Origin of the sequence: Methanobacterium congolense (assembly GCF_900095295.1) — an archaeon.
Classification (GTDB): Archaea; Methanobacteriota; Methanobacteria; order Methanobacteriales; family Methanobacteriaceae; genus Methanobacterium_C; species Methanobacterium_C congolense.
The window spans coordinates 2,288,724-2,311,225 of record NZ_LT607756.1 but is presented as its reverse complement, the minus strand read 5'-3'; the positions used below and the strand labels follow the sequence as shown (position 1 = coordinate 2,311,225).

The window sequence follows — 22,502 nt, the reverse complement described above, 5'->3', positions numbered from 1 at the left end:
TTAATTAATCAGTAATTCATGAAATTTTATTTAATTTAATTAAAATAAAAAACACACTTAAAAAATAGTCCTGAACTTTTAAGCAGACTTTTAAAGTCTCAGTTTCAATATTGGGGGTTGAAATGGATAAAAGTAGAAGCACGTACATCATGTGGACTGGACGTACCATAGCCCTTTGGGTCAGTGAGATCGTTGGTTTCATGGCAATGGCCGTGGTGATACCTGGATTTCAAGTGGATGGATGGGAATCTGCTGCAGTAGCCGTAACATTCATAGGCCTTTTAAATGCGCTTTTATGGCCCCTTCTATCCTATTATACCTTGAGATTTCTTGTTTTCACCTTCGGTGTTGGAGCTCTTATTCTCAATGGATTCATGATATGGATTGCAAGCCAGTTCGTCCCAGGACTCAGCATATCTGGAGGGGCTCTGCTCCTGGTACCCCTTGGAATTGCAGCCATAAACACCCTTGTCTCAGCAGTCATAACCATTGATGATGAGGCATCCTATTACAGAACTGTTCTCAGGCGCGATCTCGAACGCAGGTCTAAAGGTATTGATAAAAATAAACCAGGATTCATATTCCTTGAAATCGATGGACTCGCAGCTTCAACCCTTAAAAAGGCAATAAAAAATGGTTACATGCCAACACTCAAGAAATGGCTTGAAGATGGAACCCACAGGATCAAGGAATGGGAAACCGATCTCTCAAGTCAAACAGGAGCTTCACAGGCAGGAATACTCCACGGCAACAACAAAGACCTTCCAGCATTCCAATGGGTTGAAAAGGAGAATAAAAACAAGCTAAGGGTTTCCACAGGACTTTTTGATGCACCTCTCATTGAAAAAAGGGTTTCAAATGGGAATGGCCTTCTCTCAACCAACGGTGCCAGCAGATCCAACCTGTTCTCTGGGGATGCCAGCAACACCATATTCACCTACAGCAAGATCAGCAACCTTGGACAGTTCTACACAAGGGCATGGTACTTCTTCTACTCAAATCCCTACAACTTCACACGCACACTTGTCCTCAGCCTATGGGACATGGTCATGGAGATGGGATCACGCATCAGGCAGAGGATAAAACATATAAATCCACGTTTGAATCGCAGTTTCATCTATTTTCCTATACGTGCAACTGCCAACGTATTTCTGAGGGAGGTAACCACCTACACCCTCCTTGGGGACATGCTGACTGGGAAGGTGGATGCAGCCTACGCAACCTATGTTGGATACGATGAAATAGCCCATCATTCGGGTGTTGAGGACTACGATGCATTTTATGCCCTAAAAAAAATTGACAAACAATTTAAACGCCTTGAAAATGCTAAAAAAACAGCTTTAAGGCCTTACCATCTGGTTGTGCTTTCTGATCATGGTCAGAGCAACGGGGCCACATTCAAGCAGCGTTACAAGATGACGCTGGAGGATCTTGTGAGGGAACTGCTTCCAGAGGATATAAAGATCCACAGTGACCTTTACACCAACGTTGACCACTTCAGCCAGGCAGTTAGATATCCAATAACTGAGGGTAAGGATTTCATAAACCAGAAAACAGCCAACACAGTTGAAAGTGGTAGGAAGGTTGGAAGGAGTGTCATGGCATCCTTCACTGAAAACCAGTTCGTGAAAAGAACCTTCAAATCACTTGAAATGCCAGAGATGCCCCATAAAAAGTTTTACAAGGGTCATGAAGATACTTACGTGTCTCCAGAGGAAGCTCAGACCGTGGTTCTGGCCTCTGGAAACCTTGGACTCATATACTTCAATGAGTGGAGTGAAAGAATGACCTACGAAGAGTTAAACCTGGCCTTTCCAAACCTCATACCGGGTTTGATACAGCATAATGGTATAGGATTCATAATGGTGCATTCAGAAGAGCACGGAACCGTTGTGATAGGCTCTAGGGGGACTTATTACCTTGAAACTGACACATTTGAGGGTGAAAACCCCATTGCCAGCTTCGGTAAGAATGCTGCCCACCATCTCAAGCGAACAGACAACTTCAAATACGTTCCTGATATTCTCGTGAACAGTTTCTACAATCCAGAAACCAGGGAAGTTGCAGCATTTGAGGAGTTGATAGGGAGCCACGGGGGCATGGGAGGTAACCAATCTAAACCTTTTATAATGCACCCTTCTCAATGGAAAATCGATGAAGAAGAAATAGTGGGTGCTGAAAATGTTTATAAAACATTGAAAACCCATATTCAGGAGGCTTGGGATAATAATTATGGAACTAACGAAGTTGAATAAACAGGAATTAAACACTAAAATCATATCTTTAACTTTTCAGGTTTTGTTGAAACTTCAATACATACTCAACTCGAGGATACTCTCAGATAAATGCTCCTCTTAAGACAAATTCAATTCATGAAGCACTATGAAAAACTTAAAATAGAAAAAATAGGGATTTAATAATATGTACAAAAAAACACTCCTCTTATACCTCTTTGCAGTGGTTCTCCTAATTTTAGGTTTTTATAGCCTATTCTACCTTAAGGACACTTTTTCAGGAGTTTTATGGTCAGTTTTTGGAATAATATTCCTTATAATAGGTTATGGAAAACTGCAGCGTTGATAGTGGAATATGATGCATTCCTCCCCTATTTTTTAATTTAACCCCATTTTTTAATCTAATTTTACCCGTTTTTTGATTTCCTCAATAGCCATACCTGAAACCTTTCTGACCAATGGATTTTTATCTTCAAGGGTTTTATTCAGACCTTCGAGGGCATTTTCGTCCCCTATCAGGTAGAGTCCGAGGGCTCCTGCGTACCGCACACTTGCCTTTTCATCACCTAAAATGTTTATGAGGGGTTTTAATGCACGTTCATCATCGAAAAGGGCTAGTGCAAGGGCCGCAGCCTCACGAACATGCCAATCATCATCATTAAGGGCTTTTATCAGTGGTTCAACGGCTCTAGGATCTCCAACCTCTGCAAGAAGTTCTGCAGCATCTTCCCTTACAGCCCAATCCTCATTTTCAAGTTCTTCCACAAGAAAACCTATTCTTTTATGCTCTTCAGACACAACAACACCCCACTAAGTTGAAAAAGCTCAATTTAATGCATGTTTCTTTATATGTTGCTGCAAGTTCATAATAATTTTCATCCAAGTTCTCATCCTATAAATGAAATTTTTTAAGAAGAATTAGAAATGATGTAGAACTTCATAAAACCATTTTTTTGTAAAAAAAAGTTCTTGTAGGTGTTATTACAATTTAAAAATTATTTAACCAAGATATTTAAGTAAAATTTAAGTAAAAAATATTTAAAAATTTTAAATGAACAAATAAATGTAGATTTAGAAGGATTAAAGCGTCATGAGAGGAGAATTTGAAATGATTAAAACATCCCTGAAATCTCATCTGGATGTCCGAAAACATCCACCCCATCGAAGTCGTAGAGTTTGTGGGTGTTCTCTATGTCTATGTCCCTCATGTGGATGGTTATCCTTTTCCCCCCTGTCACTGCACCGTAGGGGCAGGCGATCTGACAGGTTCCACAGCCTATGCATTTGAGGAGGTCTATCTCAACACCTGGATTTATTGCATCTTCAGGGCACGCAGCCGCAGCCTGACATGGTTGGCAGTTCTGGCAGTCTGCAAGTTCGAGTTTTGAGGGTAAAACAGTTTCAACAGCACCGGATTCAAGGTCAACAGGAATTATACAGGTTTTAACACCACCTTTACCTGCCTGTGCCACTGCGTTGGTTATGAGTGTGTCTGCTATTCCGTTAACTATCTTACCAATTGTGTTGGATGTTGTTGGTGAAACAACAAGCACATCATACTTTCCAAGTGAAAAACGTCCGGTCATGGGGAAGCTGAACCTCTGATCATCCTCACGAACGAGCTCCCTGTAGTAACCTCCAGTTATGCTTTTAACCTTGTTGAACAGGCCGTACATCTTAAGAACTTCTTCTCCTGCTCCTGAAAGTAGTACAGTGACTTCATGATCCTTGGAAAGTTCATAAAGCATGTTCACACTTTCTTCAAGTAAATGGCCTGCTCCTGTTATTCCCCACGCTATTTTCATCCTTCATTGGCTCCTACTTTATTTTTAGTTGGTTCTGTTGATCTTAAAAAAATTAAATAAAAAAATTAGTTTATGAAAAAAATTTAGAAAAAGTTTTTTTCACTACAAAATTTGAGGTAAGGATTTTCAGATTTTCACGTTTTTTTAGAAGTCTATGTACTCGTAGGCTTTGTCTTCTCTGAATGCGTAGTGTACAGTGTTATACTGACTTATGAACTCTGCAACTTCTTCTTTGACGTTTTTACCATCTATTGCAACCTGTTTTATGAACTCTGCAACTTCGCTCATGTGGGATTCCTTCAATCCACGTCTGGTTATTTCCTGGGTTCCTATACGGATACCTGATGGGTCGTCTGATTTGTTCACGTCGTCCCATGGGAACAGGTTCTTGTTGAGGATTATGTTGTTAGCCTCAAAGTCTTTTGCAAGTTTTGCAGCATGTCCAAGGTTTGAAACATCCATTGCAAGCTGATGTGATTCTGTGAATCCAAGGTCTTCACACAGCACGTTGAAACCGAGTTCGTAAAGGCTTCCTGCCAGTGCCTTGGCGTTCTTTATGGTCTGTTCGGCGTATGCGTTACCGAATTCAAGCATTTCAGCTGTTGCTATACCCAGTGCTGCCAGGTGGTGGAGGTGGTGGTTGCTCACAACTCCTGGGAAGACTGCATCATCGATTTTATGTGCCAGTTCCTCTTTACAGAGTATTATACCTCCCTGTGGACCTGGGAATGTTTTGTGGGTACTTCCGGCCATTATGTCTGCACCTTCCTTCAGTGGGTCCTGGAAGCAGCCACCTGCTATTAATCCGAGAACATGTGCACCATCGTACATTATCTTGGCACCGACTTCATCTGCTGCTTCCCTTGCTTCCTCAACTGGATGTGGGAAGAGGAACAGACTGCCGCCGAATAGAACCAGTTTTGGTTTTTTCTCAAGGATCTCTTTTTTAAGGGCGTCAGGGTCTATGTTCATTTTGGTTTCATCGAATGGATGCGGTGTAACCTTTAAACCCCTTACACCTGCAGCGCTGACATTTGCATGGCTTATGTGACCTCCTACAGGAACTTCAAGGGCCATCATCCTGTCGCCGTGGTTTGTGAGAGCGAAGAATGCTGCTAAATTTGCAACAACACCTGAAACAGGCTGTACATTGGCATGTTCTGCCTTGAATATTTTCTTTGACAGATCCACTGTGATGTCCTCGATCTCGTCGATGTACTTGCAGCCCTCGTAGAGTCTGCTGCCAGAGGTACCTTCTGCGTACCTGTGGGAAAGGTCTGAAGCCAGGGCTTCCCTCACACTTACACTGGTTATGTTCTCACTTGCTATAAGATTTATGCTATTTTCCATCCATTTATGGTGCTCTTTTGTAATATCTTTTATTTTAAGAGCGTATTCTTCGTTTTTAGACATTATTCTCCTCCAAATAAAAGGTTAATTTGATGAGTGGAATATCCTGGGATACCATTGATCTATTGTATAAAATGCCATGAATATAAAGATTTTCAAAAAAGGGAAAGAGAAGATTTAAGTTCTTTAATAAGGAATACCGACCATTTTAATATTGTAACTCCAAAAGAGAAAGATTTTACATTTTTTTACATTTTTTTTAATGAAAAAAGTTTTTTAAAATAGGTTTTGAAGATTCTGATTCCTTTGGATTTTATTTTTCCCTGAAAAATGACTCATTCTTCATCTCCTGGAGGTTTGAAACACCACTCAAAATAAAATTTTTAAAATATTTTTTTATTAAAACAATCTTTAAAAGTCTTCAAATCCAATAAAATCAGTTTTAATTCTTATGCACGGATTTTATAATGCGGAAAATGTAATTAGAAAATGGTGAGTGATCCGATGATGGAACAATTACTTAGAATAGGTAATATGAATTTTAATATGAAATTAAAGTTTTAGAATCAATAAAAATAGAAAAATAAAGGATTGAAGAAGTTTTTAAACTTCTCCTATTTCAGCAGGTCTATTTTGCTGGTTCGTTCATTGCAGCTTCAATCTGAGCCATGATCTGTTCGGTCTTGAAGTGCTGCTGGTCTAATGCTCCAGATGGGCATGCTCCGACACATGTTCCGCATCCTTTACATAGAGCAACGTTTATCTGAGCTTTTCCATCGACCCTTTCAACTGCACCGAATGGACAGAGTTCTATACAAACTTCGCATCCACCGCAGACATCGTCATCCACAACTGCAACGATAGGTTCGATTTCCACTTCACCTTTAACCATTGGGATTGCTGCTCTGGCTGCTGCACCTGATGCCTGTGCAACTGCGTCAGGAATATCTTTTGGTCCCTGTGCAACACCTGCAAGGTATACACCGTCGGTTAATGTGTCAACAGGCCTGAGTTTTGGGTGAGCTTCCATGTAGAACCCGTCAGCACTCTTGGAAATACCGAGTGTCTGCCTTAATGGTTCTGAACCTTCTGGTGGCTGTAGACCCACAGATAAAACTACCATGTCGTAGTCGTACTCTGTGACTTTTCCAAGTAAGCTGTCCTCTGCCCTGACGGTAAGTGTTTCATCTGGGTTTTCGAGTATGCTTGCTGGCCTACCCCTAACGAATTTGATTCCGTATTTTTCCTGTGAGGTCTTGTAGAACTCTTCGAATCCTTTACCGAATGCCCTTATATCCATGTAGTAAATGGTGACTTCGGTGTCAGGTTCATGGTCAATTATGAGCTGTGCGTTTTTCATTGCGTACATACAGCAAACCCTGGAACAGTAGTGTTTGCCGATCTGTTCGTCCCTTGAACCAACGCACTGGATGAATGCAACGCTTTTTGGGTTTTCACCATTGGATGGTTTGACAACGTGACCCATGGTTGGTCCTGATGCGTTTATGTATCTTTCAAGTTCAAGACCTGTGATAACGTTTTTAGCATCGCCGTAGAGGTACTCTTTCTTCTCTGTTGGGTCGTATGGGTCGTAACCTGTTGCGGCTATGATGGTACCAACTTCGAGTTCGATGGTTTCTGGTTCCTGGTCGTGGTTGATTGCTCCCTTTTCACATGCGGTGTCACAGAGGTGGCACTCGATACAGTAGTCCTTGTCTATGGTTGCGCATAGTGGAACTGCCTGTGGGAATGGGATGTATGCTGCTTTGACCATACCTACTCCTTCATCGAAGTAGTTTGGTATTTCTATAGGGCACACTTCGGAACATGTTCCACATCCAGTACAGATGTCTTCATCTATGAACCTTGGTTTTTTCTCTACTTTGACTTTGAAGTTACCTATGTAACCGTCAACTTCTTTAACCTCTGCGTAGGAGATGAGTTCGATGTTTTCGTGTTTACCTGCGTCCACCATCTTAGGTGCGAGGATACACATGGAACAGTCGAGTGTTGGGAAAGTTTTGTCCAGCTGAGCCATTCTTCCACCGATGGTTGGGTTCTTCTCAACCAGGTAGGTTTTGAATCCCATGTCAGCAAGGTCAAGTGCAGATTGAATACCTGCAACTCCTCCACCTATGACCATTGCGCTGTCGGTCACAGCCACTTTGGATGCTTCCAATGGTTCGAGTAGCCTTGCTTTTGCAGCGGCCATTCTTACCAGGTCTTTTGCTTTTTCAGTTGCTGCTTCTGGTTCGTGCATGTGAACCCAGGAATCGTGTTCCCTGAGGTTTGCGAATTCGAAAAGGAACTGGTTTAATCCTGCTTCCCTGACAGCTCTCCTGAATGTTGGCTCGTGAAGCCTTGGTGAGCATGCTGCAACTACGATCCTGTTTATACCCAGTTCTTTGATGTCTTTCTGGATCATTTCCTGACCTGGATCTGAACACATGTACTTGTATTCCTTAGCTACAACAACGTTTGGAAGGGTTGCTGCATAATCTTTTACCGCTTCGATGTCAACGACGCCGCCGATGTTCACTCCGCAGTGGCATACGTATATTCCGAGCTTTGGTTCTTCGATTGTTTCTTGTTTTTTCTCTTCTGCCAATTAAATCACCTATTCAGTAAATATGTGATAACTATTATTTTATGCTCTACTCTATCACCCCGATAAATAAAGCTTTCTATTTATTTTTTTATACAAAGTTTATATATGAGAACATTCTCTGCAGATTCAAAACATTTTAAAACAGTATTTAAAAAAAATAAATTGTATAATTAATCCTATTCTAATATAAGCTTAAAATAAACCTTAAAATTATTAAAATAATCAGTAACCATATCAAAATGACTATGACTCCAACATACCAAATTTTGGGAGTATTACCATCGAATTTAAGTCTGGCTTCTTCTTCATGTTCCTTTAAAATCTCTTTTGGAATTATTCTGCAAAGCAGTGGAATACCCAATGTCACAAGAATAAAATCATCTAAATAACCCACAATTGGAATGAAATCAGGTATGAGATCGATTGGACTTAAAATGTACCCTAAAAAAAGTATTAGGATAATTTTAATGTACCAGGGTACTCTTGGATCCTTGTAGGATAAGTAAAGGGCATAAGTTTCATATTCAAGTTTTTCAAAGGTCTTTCTCCAATTTTTAACCTTAAACCTGTTCATTTTAAACTTCCTACTCTTTTTTTATTTTTGGATAAGGTTCATATTCCCTATAAAATTAACATTAGGATTGGTAGGGTTACCATGCTCAGTACTGTGCTCAGGAAGATGCAGGCACTTGCAGCTTTCACATCAAGGTTGTATGTGATTGCAAGAACAAGGGCCAGCATTGCAGTTGGCATTCCTGCCTCAACGATGGTCACGGTACTGTTCAATCCACTCAAACCAAGGGCACTAACGAGTAAAAATGCTATTAATGGTGCCAATATGAGTTTGATCCCTGAAACTGCAATGGATTCTTCCATGTAATTCTTCAAACTGCTTACCTCAAGTGAAAGACCCAGGGATATCATTATCAGTGGAATGGTTGCACCACTCAAATATTTGAGGATTGCTGGGGCCATGGAACCAATGTTAAGGTGTATGAGATTCACAGCTACCCCTAAAACAAGACCCCAAATTGGAGGGAATAAGAGTGCTCTTTTTGCTATTTCAGAGTATTTACCCCCAAAGAGAAGGAGGAAAAGGATTCCAAAGCATATGAATATGATGGTGGAACCTGCATCATAGAATATGGCCCTTACAAGCCCTGCAGTACCAAAAACTCCAAGAACAACGGGGTAACCCAGAAATCCTGAGTTGAACATTGTGGAGGTTACTGTAATGCTCCAGCGAGTTTTTTTAGGGTAGCCTCTGATCCTTGAGAAGGTATACCCAATTAAACCTCCTATGGTCCCTATCAATATGCAGAGACCTGTTATCTCTGCAAGACTCCCTATATCAGAAAGGTCTGCAGTGTACATGGCCATGAATATCAGTGAAGGAAGGGCTATGTTGATAACAACTTTGTTTAAGGTAATGGAATCTTCAGGTTTTAAGAGCTTGATGCGTTTTGCTGCATAACCTATGATCACGAGAATTATGATGGAAATTATGGTTTCTAACGAGTTCATTTTATCATCATTCAATTAAAAAACAGTTTTAAAAAACGGTTTAGTTCTAATTTCAACAAACAGTTTATTGGTTAACCCAAGTAATAAATCTATAGTTCGATCATTGTTCAGGAGCATTCAGGGGAACTGAACTTCAAATTAACCAGAATAGTGAATAATCATCAACAATTAGATCGTTAAATATTGTTTAAAGATGGATACATGAATTTTGATAAAAAAGACTATGTAAAAAAAGAATAAGTGAGTTGGATGTTCAATCAACAACTCCTTCGGTAACGATTTTAAACACAGCTTCTCCCTCAGGAAGGTGTGGGCTGTCAACAAGCCTTGCAATTCTTTTACCTGCAAGTCCTTTTTTGAGCCAGATCCTGTAGGTTGCTGCGTGTCCAAGTACGTGCCCTCCAATAGCTTTTGTAGGACTTCCAAAGAAAGCGTCGGGTTTGGACTGAACCTGGTTCGTTACAAAAACAGCCACGTTGTAGGTGTTAGCAATTGTTTGCAGTGTATGGAGGTGTTGGTTCAACTTCTGCTGTCTCGTTGCAAGTGATTCCCTTCCAACATATTCTGCACGGAAATGGGATGTAAGTGAGTCAACAATAACTATCTTGATGTTCGTCCCCTTCTGGATCAGCTCGTTGACCTTATCAGCCATGAGTATCTGGTGGCTGGAGTTGAATGCCCTTGCAATGTGGATGTTCTGTAGAACTTCTTCCATATCCAGTTCAAATCCTTCTGCAATCTGTTTGATCCTTTCGGGTCTGAAGGTGTTTTCAGTGTCTATGAAGACACATTCTCCAGAAAGGCCGCCCTTTTCTGGGGGTAATTGACATGTGACTGCCAGTTCGTGGGATATCTGGCTTTTACCGGAACCGAACTCTCCGAATACTTCTGTTATGGATTGGGTTTCTATTCCACCACCTATGAGTTCATCCAGACCAGTACTTCCAGTTGTTATACGTCCAACATCTTTCCTTCTTTCCATAACGTCTAGAGCAGTCTCGAAATCTATCTGTTCAGATTTTCTTGCGGCTTCTATGACCTTCTCTGCAACACCCTCACCAATTTCAGCTTTAACACTTAATTCCTTTGCTGTTGCTGTTGCTAGTCTCATCATATCTGCAAAACCAGCATCTCTCAGTTTCTGGGCAGTTTTCTCCCCAACGTTTGGTAAATCTTCCAATTCGACCATTTCAATCTCCTTTTGAACTTTTTAAATTATTAAATTCTTCTGATTGGTTTTTAAATAAGGTTTTTAAATAATATTCAAGTTTTAAATCTAATTAGATAATCATGTTTTTCAGTGGATTAGATCTTTAAAGAAACTACTTTCTTTGCGTTGAGCCTTATTTCTTCGTTGTATTCATCGTAACTTGCATCTGCAATTATGGTTATTTCCTGACCCACCATATCTGCGACTTTGTCCTCGAGGGAACCTTCATCTCCAGTTTTTGCTATAACATCTCTAACTTCGTCAGTGGTCATTCCAATGAACTCTTCAGCTGCTTTCCTGAAGAAGGTGGCCCTCATGGTCCCGGTTTCATCTTCCATGACACAGGATATTATCATGAGGTAGTTGGGTTCGTCTATTTCTTCTCCACATATGTCACAGATGTATGCGTTTTCAGAGAAATTGACCCTTTTATTACAGTTTGGACACATCTCATAGAGTATTTTGTTTCCATAGGCTTCCACAATTTGTCCAGTTACCTTGATATTTCTATCTTCCTCTTCAACATCTTCGATCTTTCTGTTTTTATAGATCATATCCTGAATTTCATCTAAAGATGGTAACTTTCCAGTTTCATCTTCCTTAGGTTTTGTAACAACGGTGTTTCTGCTTATACTGATTTCTATATTTCCGTCTCTGTAGTTAACCCTTGGATTTTCGATTTTGATTGTGTCGCCAGCTTTCATTGGCAAGTTTGCCTTTTCATCCCAGAATGATGCTCTAACAGTTCCTGTGCCATCGGCTATTTCAACGGTTCGAACTATTCCCTGGGTTCCGTCACTTCTCTGGAACTGGTTTGGATCGTAAACATTCAGTATCCTTCCAAGGAGCCTTATGTTCTGGTCTCCTTCTTCTAATTCATCTACATGTTTAGTTTTGTAGATTTTTTCTTCTATTTCACTTAAAGAGGGGAGATTTTTGGTTTCTTCTTCACTTGGTTCCATCAATCTGGAAGTTCTTCCAACGCTGAGTTCCATGTTGTAATTTCCAAATCTTGTCCTGGCATTTTCGATCTTCACGGCATCACCAGGGTTTAAAGATTTTTCAGCCTTTTCATCCCAGAAGGAGGTTCTCACAACACCTGTAGCATCTCCAATTTCAACGGTTCGAACGGTTCCACTTGTTCCATCCGTTCTCTGGAATTCACTGGGGTCCTGGACGCTGATGATCCTTCCGATTATGTCAACTTCGTCTCCCTCATCATCCATTTCATTTAAGGTTGATATTTCAACTGGTTTAATATAATCTCCACATTTTTGGAGGTTTTCCCTAAGTTTATCATCTATTTCAGGATCTTCATCGATTTTAGTGTTCCAGTTAGTGTTTATCCGGTAATCTGTACCGGAATATTCGTCAAATTCGATGTTTCCGCCGGTTATCTTGATTATGGATCCCTTTTCAAGTTTCATATCTGCGTCATCGTTCCAGAGGGTGACCCTTATGCTTCCTGTTTCATCCTGCATTTCAATGGATTTAACCTGACCTTTGCTGCCGTCATTTCTTTCAAAGGTTATTTTGTCGTAATTTTTACACACAACCCCTATCACGGTAACGTTCTTCATCTCATGGGCATCGCCTATTTTAAGGATATCCTCATCGTACTCTGGAACATCAAATTCCCCTTTGATTATTCTTCCACGCCAGGAATGAGTTAATGAAACTTCTCCATTTCGCAAACGGCTTTGAGCTCCAAGTACTTTGATGGAGTCTCCTTCCTTGAGTTTGAGATCTTCAACGATACCCACATCGTTGTTCCATAGTGTTAATTGCATCTGCCCGGTTTTGTCCTGTATTTCAAGGGACATTACCTTTCCGTCATTACCATTTCTGTCAAAGGTTCTGACCCTGGGGATGCGAATGATCCTGGCTACAACGTTAACAGTACTTTCACCCTTTACATCCGCCAGGTTAGTTAACTTTTCCTCGTACTTTGGAAGTTCTTCAAAATTTCCATCTGTAATTTTTTCAAGCTTAGAATCTCTGCTTGTCTGTATCTCATTGTTTTCATTTCGGAAACCCTGTTTAACTTCCACACGGTTCAACTTCACAACGTCTCCTTCAATAACTTCATCGAGAAATTTAACATTTTCAGTCCAGAGAGTTACCCTTATTTGCCCGGTTTCATCGGCTATGATCATATTTGCGAGTTTTCCATGATTTCCCTTTCTATTTGTGAATTTTTTAACATTCGACACGCTCATTATGCGTCCAATGACACAGACATTATCATGTCCTGCAGTAAGTTGGGATATCTTTTGAGGTTTATTGCCTTCAGATAATGCTTCGTTCTTTTCATCTATGTATTCGCCAGTTATTGTTCTGGCTATGTCGAGGTCACTCATGAAACTTACATCTTCATATTCCTTCTTCCTTTCTTCCATTTTCTTCAGGAAGTCCTCATATGAGATCTTATCCTTAATTCTTTCGTATTCCTTCATTATTTCATCGTTAACTTCACCGCTCATTTGGGGTCCCTCACTTAAATATACTTCTTAGTCAACTATATTTAAAATACTACTGAGTGCATTTGAGAATTAATGCAAACAATATTTGTATTAATAATTATAATATTCTTATTACTATATAAATTTGTCATATGAAACATGTGTCATGATTCATATCTAATTGGTTGGTATCTTCAATAAAATAATTGGATCGTGTTATTATAATATGGGAATTCGATGACAATTTTTTTATAATAGTTAGTTAGATAAAACTATATATCCTATGGAGTGACATTATGAATCAAGAGCTTGAGCTTGTAGAATCAATGGATAAATTGAGTGGATTAATGAGGAAATTCCAAACACAACTTCGTTCTGGAGATTTAAAGGAATATACCCTTAGACAATTGTATTATATTGAATTAATCGATAAAAATGAGGGAATAAGTGTTTCTCAAATATCGAAGACACTGGACGTTAAAAAATCAACGGTTTCAATAGCCATCAACCAGTTGATAAATCTCGGAATTGTAACTAAAATCCAATCCGACACTGATAAACGCTTTTATTTCCTTCAGTTGACGCCGAAAGGTAAAGATATCATGAAGCTGCACAAACAGATTCATGAGGATACAATTAAAAAGATTTTGAAGATTTTGAATCCTGAAGAGGTTGAAAGTTTCATTAAACTCGTGAATAAAATCACCTTAACCATTTAATGACGAAATCTCATGAATTTATTACATGAATACTCCACTCTACAAAATTTATCCCTCTACAAACTTCAATCTAAACTTTAAAATTTCAGTTTAATTTAAAAGGAGGAATGCGCATGGCCATGACAATGGCAGAGAAAATACTTGCAAAAGCCGCTGGCAAAAAGGAATCAGAGGCTGGAGAAATAGTAATGGCAAATATAGATGTTGCAATGACTCATGATCTAACAGGCCCAATGTCTGTGGAATCATTCGAGAAGATAGGTGTGGATGATGTATGGGATCCCGAGAAGATCGTTGTTGTCTTCGACCACCAGGTTCCAGCAGACTCGATAGAGGCGGCACAGAACCACATCGACATGCGAAAATTCGTGGAGGAACAGGGCATAAACAACTTCTACGATGTAAGGGAAGGTGTCTGCCACCAGGTACTGCCTGAGATGGGACATATCGTTCCAGGAGAAGTTGTTGTTGGTACAGACTCACACACATGCACACACGGTGCATTAGGAGCATTTTCAACAGGAATTGGATCAACAGACATGGCTATGGTGTTTGCAACAGGAAAACTCTGGTTCAAAGTTCCAGAAACCATAAAATTCAACGTAACAGGAAATTTGGCTGAAAAAGTCTACGCAAAGGATGTTGTCCTCAACATAATCGGCAAGATCGGTGCAGACGGTGCAACCTACAAGGCATGTGAATTTGGAGGAGAAACAACCCAGAAAATGTCTGTATCTGACAGAATGGTTCTTTGTAACATGGCAATAGAGATGGGAGGAAAAACAGGGCTTGTTGAACCCGACCAAAAAACCTTTGACTACCTCAAGGGCAGAACAACCAAATCCTACGAGGTTATGAAGACAGATGAAGATGCAGATTCACTTGAAATCATGGACATAGATGTGAACGACCTTGAACCTCAGATAGCATGTCCACACCACGTTGACAACGTCAAACCAGTTTCAGAGGTTGAAGGAACCCATATAGATCAGGTTTTCCTTGGTTCATGCACAAACGGAAGACTCAGCGACCTAAGGACAGCTGCAAAGATCCTCAAGGGCAAAAGGGTTTCAGACAGCATAAGAATGCTTGTTATACCTGCTTCAAGGGAGGTTTACACCAAGGCAATGGATGAGGGACTTCTCAGGACCTTCGTTGATGCTGGAGCACTTGTTTGCAACCCATGCTGCGGTCCGTGCCTTGGAGGTCACGTTGGACTCGTGGGTCCCGGTGAAGTGAGCCTTTCAACCTCAAACAGGAACTTCAAGGGAAGACAGGGAAGTTCAGATGCAGAGGTTTACCTGAGCTCAGCAGCAGTTGCAGCAGCATCCGCAATCACAGGGAAAATATCAGATCCAAGGGATTTATGATAGATACAATCAAAAATTCAATTAAAAAGCATTAAAATAAAAACCATGTATTTATGATTCATTCAATATTAAAGATTTAGTTAAAGATTTAAAGGTGTTAAAATGAAAGGAAAAGTCTGGAAATTTGGTGACGATATTGATACAGATATAATCATTCCAGGTAGGTACCTAATTCTCAGGGGTGAAGATGAACTTGCACAACATGCAATGGAAGGATTAGACCCTGAATTCCCAAAGAAGGTCAGTAAGGGGGATGTGATAGTAGCAGGTAAAAACTTCGGCTGTGGTTCCTCAAGGGAACATGCACCTGTTGCACTCAAGGGAGCCGGCATCTCCGTGGTTGTTGCAGAGTCATTCGCAAGAATATTCTACAGAAACGCAATAAATGTGGGACTTCCACTCTTGGAAGCCAAAGATATTTCAAAAAAGGTTTCTGAAGGGGATGAAGTGGACATAGACATGGACAAAGGAATACTGAAGGATCTGAACACTTCAGAAGAGTTCGAAGTTAAGGGATTACCAGAATTCATGCTTGAAATCCTCAATAAAGGCGGTTTAATCCCCTACCTTAAAGAAAACATTTCCCAAATGGAATAAAGTTTAGGATAAGTAAGGTTGTGTGGAACCTGGATCAGTAACAATTTAATACAACACCCAAATTGTATTTTGCGAATAAAATCCATACAACCTCTAATTATTTTTTAATTTTTATTTAAAGAAATTATTTAAAAAAATATTTAAGAATATTTAAAAAATTCAGGAATATTTTTTTAATAAGGCATATTTTTAATAAAAGAAAGTTTTTTAATAAAAGAAAGTAGGAATTAATAGAAAATAAACTAAGGTGGTGTTTTAATGTACAAAATAGCTGTTATACCTGGTGATGGGATAGGAAAAGAGGTTATGGAGGCCACATTGCACGTATTAGAGGCTTCAAATCTTGAATTTGATTACACCTTTGCTGACGCAGGGGATGAAACTAAGGAAAAAACAGGAGTTGCACTTCCAGAAGAAACACTTGACATCGTGAAGAAATCACAGGCATGCCTCTTCGGTGCGGCTGGAGAATCTGCAGCAGACGTCATAGTGAAACTGAGAAGGGAACTGGACCTCTACGCCAACATCAGACCTGTTAAATCTTACAAAGGAACCAAATGCCTCTTCGAAGATGTTGATTTTGTAATCGTGAGGGAGAACACAGAGGGACTTTACATTGGACGTGAGGAGTACACAGATGATGGTGCAACAGCAGTCAGGATCATAACCAGAAAGGCTTCCGAGCGCATATGCAGATTCGCATTTGAATACGCTAAAACTACTCAGAGAAACAGGGTTACGGGTGTTCACAAGGCAAACGTTCTTAAAAAGACAGATGGAATTTTCAAGGAAACCTTCTACAAGGTTGCTGAGGATTATGCTGATGTGGAAACTGAAGACTTCTACGTTGATGCAACCGCCATGTACCTCGTAACCATGCCCCTACACTTCGATGTTGTGGTCACAACCAACCTCTATGGAGACATACTCTCAGATGAGGGAGCAGGACTCGTAGGGGGATTGGGACTGATACCATCTGCCAACATAGGGGATAAACAGGGACTCTTTGAACCTGTTCATGGTTCAGCTCCAGACATCGCAGGTAAAGGCATTGCAAACCCATCAGCAATGATACTCTCTGCAGTTATGATGCTTGAGTACCTTGGAGAGAATGATGAAGCCAGAAAACTTGAAAAAGCCCTCACACAAGTTTTAAGTGATGGAAAGGTTGTTACAGGGGATCTTGGAGGCAGTGCTTCCACCATGGAAATGGCATCTGAGGTCAGGGCCAAGTTTGAAGGGTCTTAAATTCTCCAAACCTTCTTTTATATTTTTTTCTATTTTAAATTATATTTCAAATAAAATCATTTGTTAAAAAGGTAATGCCTTAATTATAAACAGTTTAAATTCTTAAATACCTATTTTTAACTTCCTTAATAATAACTCTATAAATGCGGTAAACAGAAAATATATTATAACACGTGTTATATTATTAGTAGGTGTTAAGTAGACAAGTGCCATGTTCAGGATCAAGATCTGATCCTTGGATCGATAATTTTTATGGAGATTTACCCAATGCAAGAAAGAGATGAAATTGATATAAGACCGGATTTTCCTTTACTTGAAGAATCAATTTATTTAGATGCTGCAAGCACTACACCAACCCCAAAAGCCGTTGTTGAGGCAATGTGCGACTACTTCTACAACTACAACGTTAACACCGGCCGGGGGGCCTACAAGTTAGCAGTCAAGGCAACGAATGAATTTGAAAAGGCAAGATCCCGTATTTCAAAGTTCATAAATGCCAAACCAACCGAGATATTCTTCACCAAGAACACAACAGAAGCTGTGAACCTAGTTGCAAGGGGATTACCCTTCAAAAAGGGAGATTCCATTGTTCTTCCTAACATAGAACACCACTCCAACTTCCTGCCATGGCTCAGGCTCAAGGAAAAGGGGGTTGATGTGAGGATAGTTAAGGCTGACGAATATGGAATCGTTCACCCTGAAGATATTGAAGCTGCAGTTGACAAAACAACCAAACTCATAACAACAACCCATGTTTCAAATGCCATAGGTTCTGTGCAGCCCATTCATGAACTAGGGAAAATCGCCTCTGAAAATGAAGTCTTGTTCATGGTTGATGCAGCCCAATCAGCAGGACACATGAAACTGGATGTGAGGGACATAGGTGCAGACTTTGTTTCATTCCCAGGACACAAAGGACTTTTAGGCCCTGTTGGAACAGGATTTCTCTACTGCAAGGATGAACATGCCGAAGAATTGGAACCCCTCAATCTTGGTGGTGGAACTGTTTTGGATGTCAAAGAGGGCAGTTTTGAACTTGAAGCGGTTCCTGCACGATTTGAAGGAGGAACCCAGAACATTGCAGGTGTGATAGGTCTTGGTGCAGCTGTGAAGTACCTTGAAAAGATAGGGCTGGACAGGATTGAGAGACACAGCAGAAAGCTGACTGATATGATGTACGAGGGTGTCAGCAGCATGGACAACACCACGGTCTATGGAAGTCCAGAAAATATTTATGGTATAGTAGCCTTCAATATAGATGGAGTAAACGCACACGATGTTGCCAAGATCCTTGACGAACTCAAAAACATATGCGTCAGGAGCGGACACCACTGTGCAATCCCTGCCATAAGACACTTGGGGGCCTATGAACTCGGTGGAAGTGTCAGGGCATCGGTACATTACTACAACACAGAGGAAGAGATTCAAACATTCATTGAATCCCTTGAAGAAATTTCTAAATTCCTTGGAGATTAAAATATGAGTAAGGCACAAATTGCAGCACTATTTATAATTTTTATCATGGCTTTTAGTATGTTTGCGTACGCTTTGACTTCTATTTAAGTCATTTAATCTAACGCTCATGTTTCAAAAATTATTAGTGCATTGGATTGTAAACTGATTGGAGGAATCTTAATGGTAAAAGTTAGAATAGGAGCCGTAGTGGCAGAATTTAACTATGACATAACTCATATGATGTTAGAATTGGCAAAAGAACATGCTAAATTCCTTGATTCTGAAGTAACAGAGGTAATAGCTGTTCCTGGTGTGTTTGACATGCCCCTTGCAGTTAGAAAACTCCTTAAACAGGACGACATCGATGCAGTTATAACCCTTGGAGCTGTTATAGAGGGCTCCACAGGTCACGATGAAATCGTTGTCCAGCATGCTTCACGTAAAATAGCAGATCTGGCACTTGATTACGACAAACCTGTTGCCCTTGGAATATCCGGCCCAGGTATGACAAGGCTTGAAGCTCATCAACGTGTGGAATACGCAAAACGTGCAGTTGAAGCTGCAGTTAAAATGGTTGAAAGATTGGAATAACCATTTTAATTCTTTTTTACTTTCTTTTAAAATCAGATTCTAACAAATTAACGTATGAAACTTATGACGATTCTAAGTCATATTAGATTTATTTGGCTTTTTTTCATCAAAACCCTTTTTTTGAGTTTATAAAAGTCATATAAATAGTTTTGGCACGTTTTATAAAAATTTTTAAAATCTTCAATGTGACCATAAAAATAAAAGACTGTTGAAACAGACCTATGATCATTGTGGTGTTTTTGGATGCCACGAATTTAAGTTTACAACGAACTGAAAAGTCATTAATTTAACTTGTAATCAATATCTTAAGGAGATTTTAATGGAGATACTAAAACCAGAAGACCTTAAAGAAAAATTCAAAGATCCATGGGTTGCACCCTACAAGAAAGTCATCACAATGGCCGATGGAGACCGAGTGGAACTTGTTGAATACCATCCATGTATATCAGGGTCACAGTGGATGATTTACCAGTACAAAAGAACCAGCAACCTGGTTCTGGACTCAAAGAGAGATGGGGATAAGCACACATATCTTCTGAAGGTTGGTAAGGCAGATATGGAACTCAAACCAAGTTTTTCAGCAGCAGGAATAGAAGAAGTTGTTGTTGAAGGCGACGAAGTTAAAGTTGTCCATGCAGGCCTTGCAGGTGCAGGGGTGGGAGCTGCAATGTGCCGTGGAATGGCCAAAGGAGTTAAACACGTTGAACTCTATGATGTTGGAGGAGGTTCCAAGGTTGGAAGAGCAGCGGTTGTTACACCCCGTATGCAGAAACTCGTTATAGGAATAGACGACACTGATACCAAGGAAGAAGGAGCAACATGGACACTTGCAAATAACGTAGGTATGGAACTGGCTAAAATGGGCTACGATTACCTTGACCATGTCACGTGCCAGCTCTACCCCCACAACCCAAACAAAACCCAGAACTGCGTTGCAATAGCCCTGGTATTTGCAGTAAGACCTGGAGACAGACCTAAGGTAGTTGAAAAGGTCTTTGATATTCTTAAAAAAGCAACACTATCTGATAAAACTGCAGTAGCAGTTATGGATGGAATAAAGGTTCCTGAGAAGATAAGGGAATACGGAATATCTGCCAAAAAATCCATGAAAACGGTTGAGGAAGCTGAAAAAATAGGGGAAGAAGCAGGTGTTCAATTCATTGAAGTAACAGGGAGAGAAGGGAAGATTGGGGCTCTTGCAGCTTTAGGTCTTTACAATGATATTGAAGAGGCGGTTAAGGTTTATTATTAACTGTGTCCTCAATTTTCACTTTTTTAATCTGGGATGTTTAAATTATTTAAATTTCTTTTAACACTTTTTTACTTAAGAATTCTTTTAAACTAATTTAGAATGAGCTTCCTTTTTTATAGAATAAATTTTTTTTAGTTATAAAATCTAATTTCTATTTTAAAAAATTGATTTAAAAAGAGAACTAAAATGCAAGGATATGATGAAAGTTAAGGATGGAAAATTTTTAGTTCCATATCTCCCTTTTTATGGTACGATCCTTAACTTGAAACGAAGTTCAAGAATTTACCCTCACTTGACTGTGCGAACTCCATATCTGAAGGCACACGATCACCAATTTCTACTTTTATCAGGGAATTTCCCATATAAATTGAATAGGTTTTATTAGGATTCTGGTCGTTGAATCTTATTGTCTTATAGGCGGAACCATCCACGTAAATGGTATATGTCCCGTTTTTCAGTACACCCAATGTCGTTGCAACCTTCTGGTTGTTAATGTAGATGTTGACGGTTCTGCCTGCTTCATTGTTGGTTTTAATTACAAATCCCTGCTTCATGGTTATATTTTGATCGGACAGATTCAGGGCCTTTTCAACGTACAGATTTTTAAAAACGTTACGCAAGTCGCTGTCACTTATACTGTCCCCGATCTGAATTCCCAAATAGTTCCTGGCAGTGTAGGGCATTCTGATGATGTTGTCTTCCCCTGGAAGCGTTGAGTTGACGCTGTACTTCTCATTGTCGATGTATATGGAATCTCCATAGTTCAACTCCAGAGTGTTCAAGGCTTCTTGAGGCATTCTCAAACTACTGTACTCATTCTCAACGGCACTGTCAACTGTGTAAGGGCCTCTAACATCAATACTCTGGTTCTCATGGGGTTGATTCCAGATTATGAGGTTTCTTGAGTTGGGTTGAATTGAGATCTTACCATCATCAACATGAACTGCACCGAGAAGTGTTGTCAGCATAGCCAGCAGTATCAGTCCAGACACTATGATGGGGCTGTGCATGTAAAAGAATGATTTAAGGGTTTGAAACCTTACCTCAGATCTTCTAACAACTTTAAAGGACATCCTTGCGATTCTAGCAATGTAAAAAATAGCCACAGCTGCACCAATTCCCACTATGGCCAGGCCAATGTTCAGTGGAATGAACCTTATGAAGAATATGCAGAAAACACCAAGGGTGATGAGTGAAAGCCCTAAGATTCCCATCCTTATGGCTTTACCAAGGGAATCCATCATGGTAACCCTTCCATATTCCATTGCCCTGTCCACAATGGTTCTAACGACCTCAGTGGCAACGATGTTCAGATCACTCAGTGACGACATCACATGCTCTATCTTACCAATGTCAACCTCTTTAACCCGCATCCCACGGACATCTGCATCCAGAACTATTCCAACATCAACACCGTAATCGTCTTCCAGATTTATACTGTTCAGGAAGCTTCTTTTAGCAGCGAACTGCCCGCTCAGTGGTTGATCGAACTTCAGCTCCGGGAAGAAGAACTTCAGAAGGGGTTTTGCAGTTAGTTCGGTGACTCTGCCTGCTTCCCTTTTGAATTTGGTTTTGGTTATATCGGCTTCACCATTCAAAATAGGTTTTATGATCTTTTCAACCTGTTCAACAGTTAATGTATGGAGATCAGCATCTAAAAATACGGCCACATCTCCTTTAGACTTTTTAAAACCTGTTTTGATGGCTGCACCCTTTCCTTTATTTTTAGAATGTTTTATAACCTTGGCACCTGCTCTTTCTGCTATTTCTGCAGTACCATCCGTTGATCCATCGTCCACAACTATGGTTTCAGATACGTAGCCTATGGATCTTACAATACCAATCACGTGTTCTATGGTATTTGATTCATTGTAAGCTGGAATTATAACTGAAACAGTCATGTCTTCAGGTTTTTTCCGGGTTCTTAATGATGCAATTAAAAGAAAAAGCATCAATATGGTCCATGACAAAGATACACCTCAATTCATTTCCTTTTTATTTTGGTCGAACACCAATTATAATAAGTCCAAGTATTCAGATATTGAACTACATTCATTATAAAAGTACGAGTATTTTA

Annotated in this window: 18 protein-coding genes; 9 read left to right on the top strand and 9 right to left on the bottom strand. The window is 40.0% G+C overall.

What is annotated here, in order from left to right; genetic code table 11:
- The first annotated feature begins 122 nt into the window (after positions 1-122).
- Both MCBB_RS11080 and MCBB_RS12185 read left to right on the top strand, forming a co-directional pair.
- Entirely contained in the window at positions 123-2,255 is a 2,133-nt protein-coding gene (locus tag MCBB_RS11080) for a phage holin family protein (protein ID WP_071907817.1), read from the top strand.
- A gap of 166 nt (positions 2,256-2,421) precedes the next feature.
- Positions 2,422-2,580 (top strand): hypothetical protein, encoded by a 159-nt coding sequence (locus MCBB_RS12185; RefSeq protein ID WP_171899135.1) that lies wholly within the window; start codon positions 2,422-2,424, stop codon positions 2,578-2,580.
- Between the two features lie 50 nt (positions 2,581-2,630).
- On the opposite strand, the gene MCBB_RS11075 is transcribed toward MCBB_RS12185, so the two are convergent.
- The 8 genes from MCBB_RS11075 to MCBB_RS11040 all read right to left on the bottom strand — a co-directional run bounded on the left by MCBB_RS11075 (position 2,631) and on the right by MCBB_RS11040 (position 13,214).
- Complete coding sequence (locus MCBB_RS11075; protein ID WP_071907816.1) at positions 2,631-3,032, bottom strand: HEAT repeat domain-containing protein; 402 nt, start codon at positions 3,030-3,032, stop codon at positions 2,631-2,633.
- A 314-nt stretch (positions 3,033-3,346) separates the two neighbouring features.
- Positions 3,347-4,039, bottom strand: coding sequence for a dihydromethanopterin reductase (acceptor) (locus MCBB_RS11070; RefSeq protein ID WP_071907815.1), 693 nt, complete (start codon positions 4,037-4,039; stop codon positions 3,347-3,349).
- A gap of 144 nt (positions 4,040-4,183) precedes the next feature.
- Entirely contained in the window at positions 4,184-5,452 is a 1,269-nt protein-coding gene (gene glyA, locus MCBB_RS11065) for a serine hydroxymethyltransferase (RefSeq protein WP_071907814.1), read from the bottom strand.
- A 565-nt stretch (positions 5,453-6,017) separates the two neighbouring features.
- On the bottom strand, positions 6,018-7,997 hold the full coding sequence (locus MCBB_RS11060) for a CoB--CoM heterodisulfide reductase iron-sulfur subunit A family protein (protein ID WP_071907813.1): 1,980 nt from the start codon (positions 7,995-7,997) through the stop codon (positions 6,018-6,020).
- Between the two features lie 181 nt (positions 7,998-8,178).
- Complete coding sequence (locus tag MCBB_RS11055) at positions 8,179-8,571, bottom strand: YkvA family protein (protein ID WP_071907812.1); 393 nt, start codon at positions 8,569-8,571, stop codon at positions 8,179-8,181.
- 47 nt (positions 8,572-8,618) lie between these two features.
- Entirely contained in the window at positions 8,619-9,521 is a 903-nt protein-coding gene (locus MCBB_RS11050) for an AEC family transporter (protein WP_071907811.1), read from the bottom strand.
- Between the two features lie 253 nt (positions 9,522-9,774).
- A complete protein-coding gene (radA, locus tag MCBB_RS11045) occupies positions 9,775-10,710 on the bottom strand; it encodes a DNA repair and recombination protein RadA (protein ID WP_071907810.1) in 936 nt (311 codons plus the stop codon).
- A 116-nt stretch (positions 10,711-10,826) separates the two neighbouring features.
- Positions 10,827-13,214, bottom strand: coding sequence for an OB-fold nucleic acid binding domain-containing protein (locus MCBB_RS11040; RefSeq protein WP_071907809.1), 2,388 nt, complete (start codon positions 13,212-13,214; stop codon positions 10,827-10,829).
- Positions 13,215-13,489: 275 nt separating this feature from the next.
- On the opposite strand from MCBB_RS11040, the gene MCBB_RS11035 reads away from it, so the two are divergent.
- The 7 genes from MCBB_RS11035 to mmp11 all read left to right on the top strand — a co-directional run bounded on the left by MCBB_RS11035 (position 13,490) and on the right by mmp11 (position 20,425).
- Positions 13,490-13,912 carry a MarR family winged helix-turn-helix transcriptional regulator gene (locus MCBB_RS11035; protein ID WP_071907808.1) on the top strand — a complete coding sequence of 141 codons (423 nt, stop codon included), beginning with the start codon at positions 13,490-13,492 and terminating at the stop codon, positions 13,910-13,912.
- A 113-nt stretch (positions 13,913-14,025) separates the two neighbouring features.
- The gene (hacA, locus tag MCBB_RS11030; RefSeq protein WP_071907807.1) at positions 14,026-15,282 is read left to right on the top strand and encodes a homoaconitase large subunit; all 1,257 of its coding nucleotides are present in this window, start codon (positions 14,026-14,028) and stop codon (positions 15,280-15,282) included.
- Positions 15,283-15,384: 102 nt separating this feature from the next.
- A complete protein-coding gene (locus MCBB_RS11025) occupies positions 15,385-15,879 on the top strand; it encodes a 3-isopropylmalate dehydratase small subunit (RefSeq protein WP_071907806.1) in 495 nt (164 codons plus the stop codon).
- 258 nt (positions 15,880-16,137) lie between these two features.
- Positions 16,138-17,127 (top strand): homoisocitrate dehydrogenase, encoded by a 990-nt coding sequence (aksF, locus tag MCBB_RS11020; RefSeq protein ID WP_071907805.1) that lies wholly within the window; start codon positions 16,138-16,140, stop codon positions 17,125-17,127.
- Between the two features lie 267 nt (positions 17,128-17,394).
- Positions 17,395-18,603 carry a cysteine desulfurase gene (locus tag MCBB_RS11015; RefSeq protein WP_071907804.1) on the top strand — a complete coding sequence of 403 codons (1,209 nt, stop codon included), beginning with the start codon at positions 17,395-17,397 and terminating at the stop codon, positions 18,601-18,603.
- A gap of 159 nt (positions 18,604-18,762) precedes the next feature.
- Positions 18,763-19,173, top strand: a complete 411-nt coding sequence (gene ribH, locus MCBB_RS11010) for a 6,7-dimethyl-8-ribityllumazine synthase (RefSeq protein WP_071907803.1) — start codon at positions 18,763-18,765, stop codon at positions 19,171-19,173.
- A gap of 319 nt (positions 19,174-19,492) precedes the next feature.
- Complete coding sequence (mmp11, locus tag MCBB_RS11005) at positions 19,493-20,425, top strand: methanogenesis marker protein 11 (RefSeq protein ID WP_071907802.1); 933 nt, start codon at positions 19,493-19,495, stop codon at positions 20,423-20,425.
- Positions 20,426-20,682: 257 nt separating this feature from the next.
- Here mmp11 and MCBB_RS11000 read toward each other — a convergent pair whose 3' ends face one another.
- Complete coding sequence (locus MCBB_RS11000; protein ID WP_071907801.1) at positions 20,683-22,395, bottom strand: glycosyltransferase; 1,713 nt, start codon at positions 22,393-22,395, stop codon at positions 20,683-20,685.
- Positions 22,396-22,502 lie beyond the last annotated feature (107 nt).

Excerpts from the sequence above, each read along its gene's own strand:
- MCBB_RS11080 (WP_071907817.1), top strand. The coding sequence starts at position 123 with ATGGATAAAAGTAGAAGCACGTACATCATGTGGACTGGACGTACCATA.
- MCBB_RS11040 (WP_071907809.1), bottom strand. The coding sequence starts at position 13,214 with ATGAGCGGTGAAGTTAACGATGAAATAATGAAGGAATACGAAAGAATT.
- MCBB_RS11025 (WP_071907806.1), top strand. The coding sequence starts at position 15,385 with ATGAAAGGAAAAGTCTGGAAATTTGGTGACGATATTGATACAGATATA.
- MCBB_RS11070 (WP_071907815.1), bottom strand. The coding sequence starts at position 4,039 with ATGAAAATAGCGTGGGGAATAACAGGAGCAGGCCATTTACTTGAAGAA.
- MCBB_RS12185 (WP_171899135.1), top strand. The coding sequence starts at position 2,422 with ATGTACAAAAAAACACTCCTCTTATACCTCTTTGCAGTGGTTCTCCTA.
- hacA (WP_071907807.1), top strand. The coding sequence starts at position 14,026 with ATGGCCATGACAATGGCAGAGAAAATACTTGCAAAAGCCGCTGGCAAA.
- MCBB_RS11050 (WP_071907811.1), bottom strand. The coding sequence starts at position 9,521 with ATGAACTCGTTAGAAACCATAATTTCCATCATAATTCTCGTGATCATA.
- radA (WP_071907810.1), bottom strand. The coding sequence starts at position 10,710 with ATGGTCGAATTGGAAGATTTACCAAACGTTGGGGAGAAAACTGCCCAG.
- mmp11 (WP_071907802.1), top strand. The coding sequence starts at position 19,493 with ATGGAGATACTAAAACCAGAAGACCTTAAAGAAAAATTCAAAGATCCA.
- glyA (WP_071907814.1), bottom strand. The coding sequence starts at position 5,452 with ATGTCTAAAAACGAAGAATACGCTCTTAAAATAAAAGATATTACAAAA.
- MCBB_RS11055 (WP_071907812.1), bottom strand. The coding sequence starts at position 8,571 with ATGAACAGGTTTAAGGTTAAAAATTGGAGAAAGACCTTTGAAAAACTT.
- ribH (WP_071907803.1), top strand. The coding sequence starts at position 18,763 with ATGGTAAAAGTTAGAATAGGAGCCGTAGTGGCAGAATTTAACTATGAC.
- MCBB_RS11015 (WP_071907804.1), top strand. The coding sequence starts at position 17,395 with ATGCAAGAAAGAGATGAAATTGATATAAGACCGGATTTTCCTTTACTT.
- aksF (WP_071907805.1), top strand. The coding sequence starts at position 16,138 with ATGTACAAAATAGCTGTTATACCTGGTGATGGGATAGGAAAAGAGGTT.
- MCBB_RS11035 (WP_071907808.1), top strand. The coding sequence starts at position 13,490 with ATGAATCAAGAGCTTGAGCTTGTAGAATCAATGGATAAATTGAGTGGA.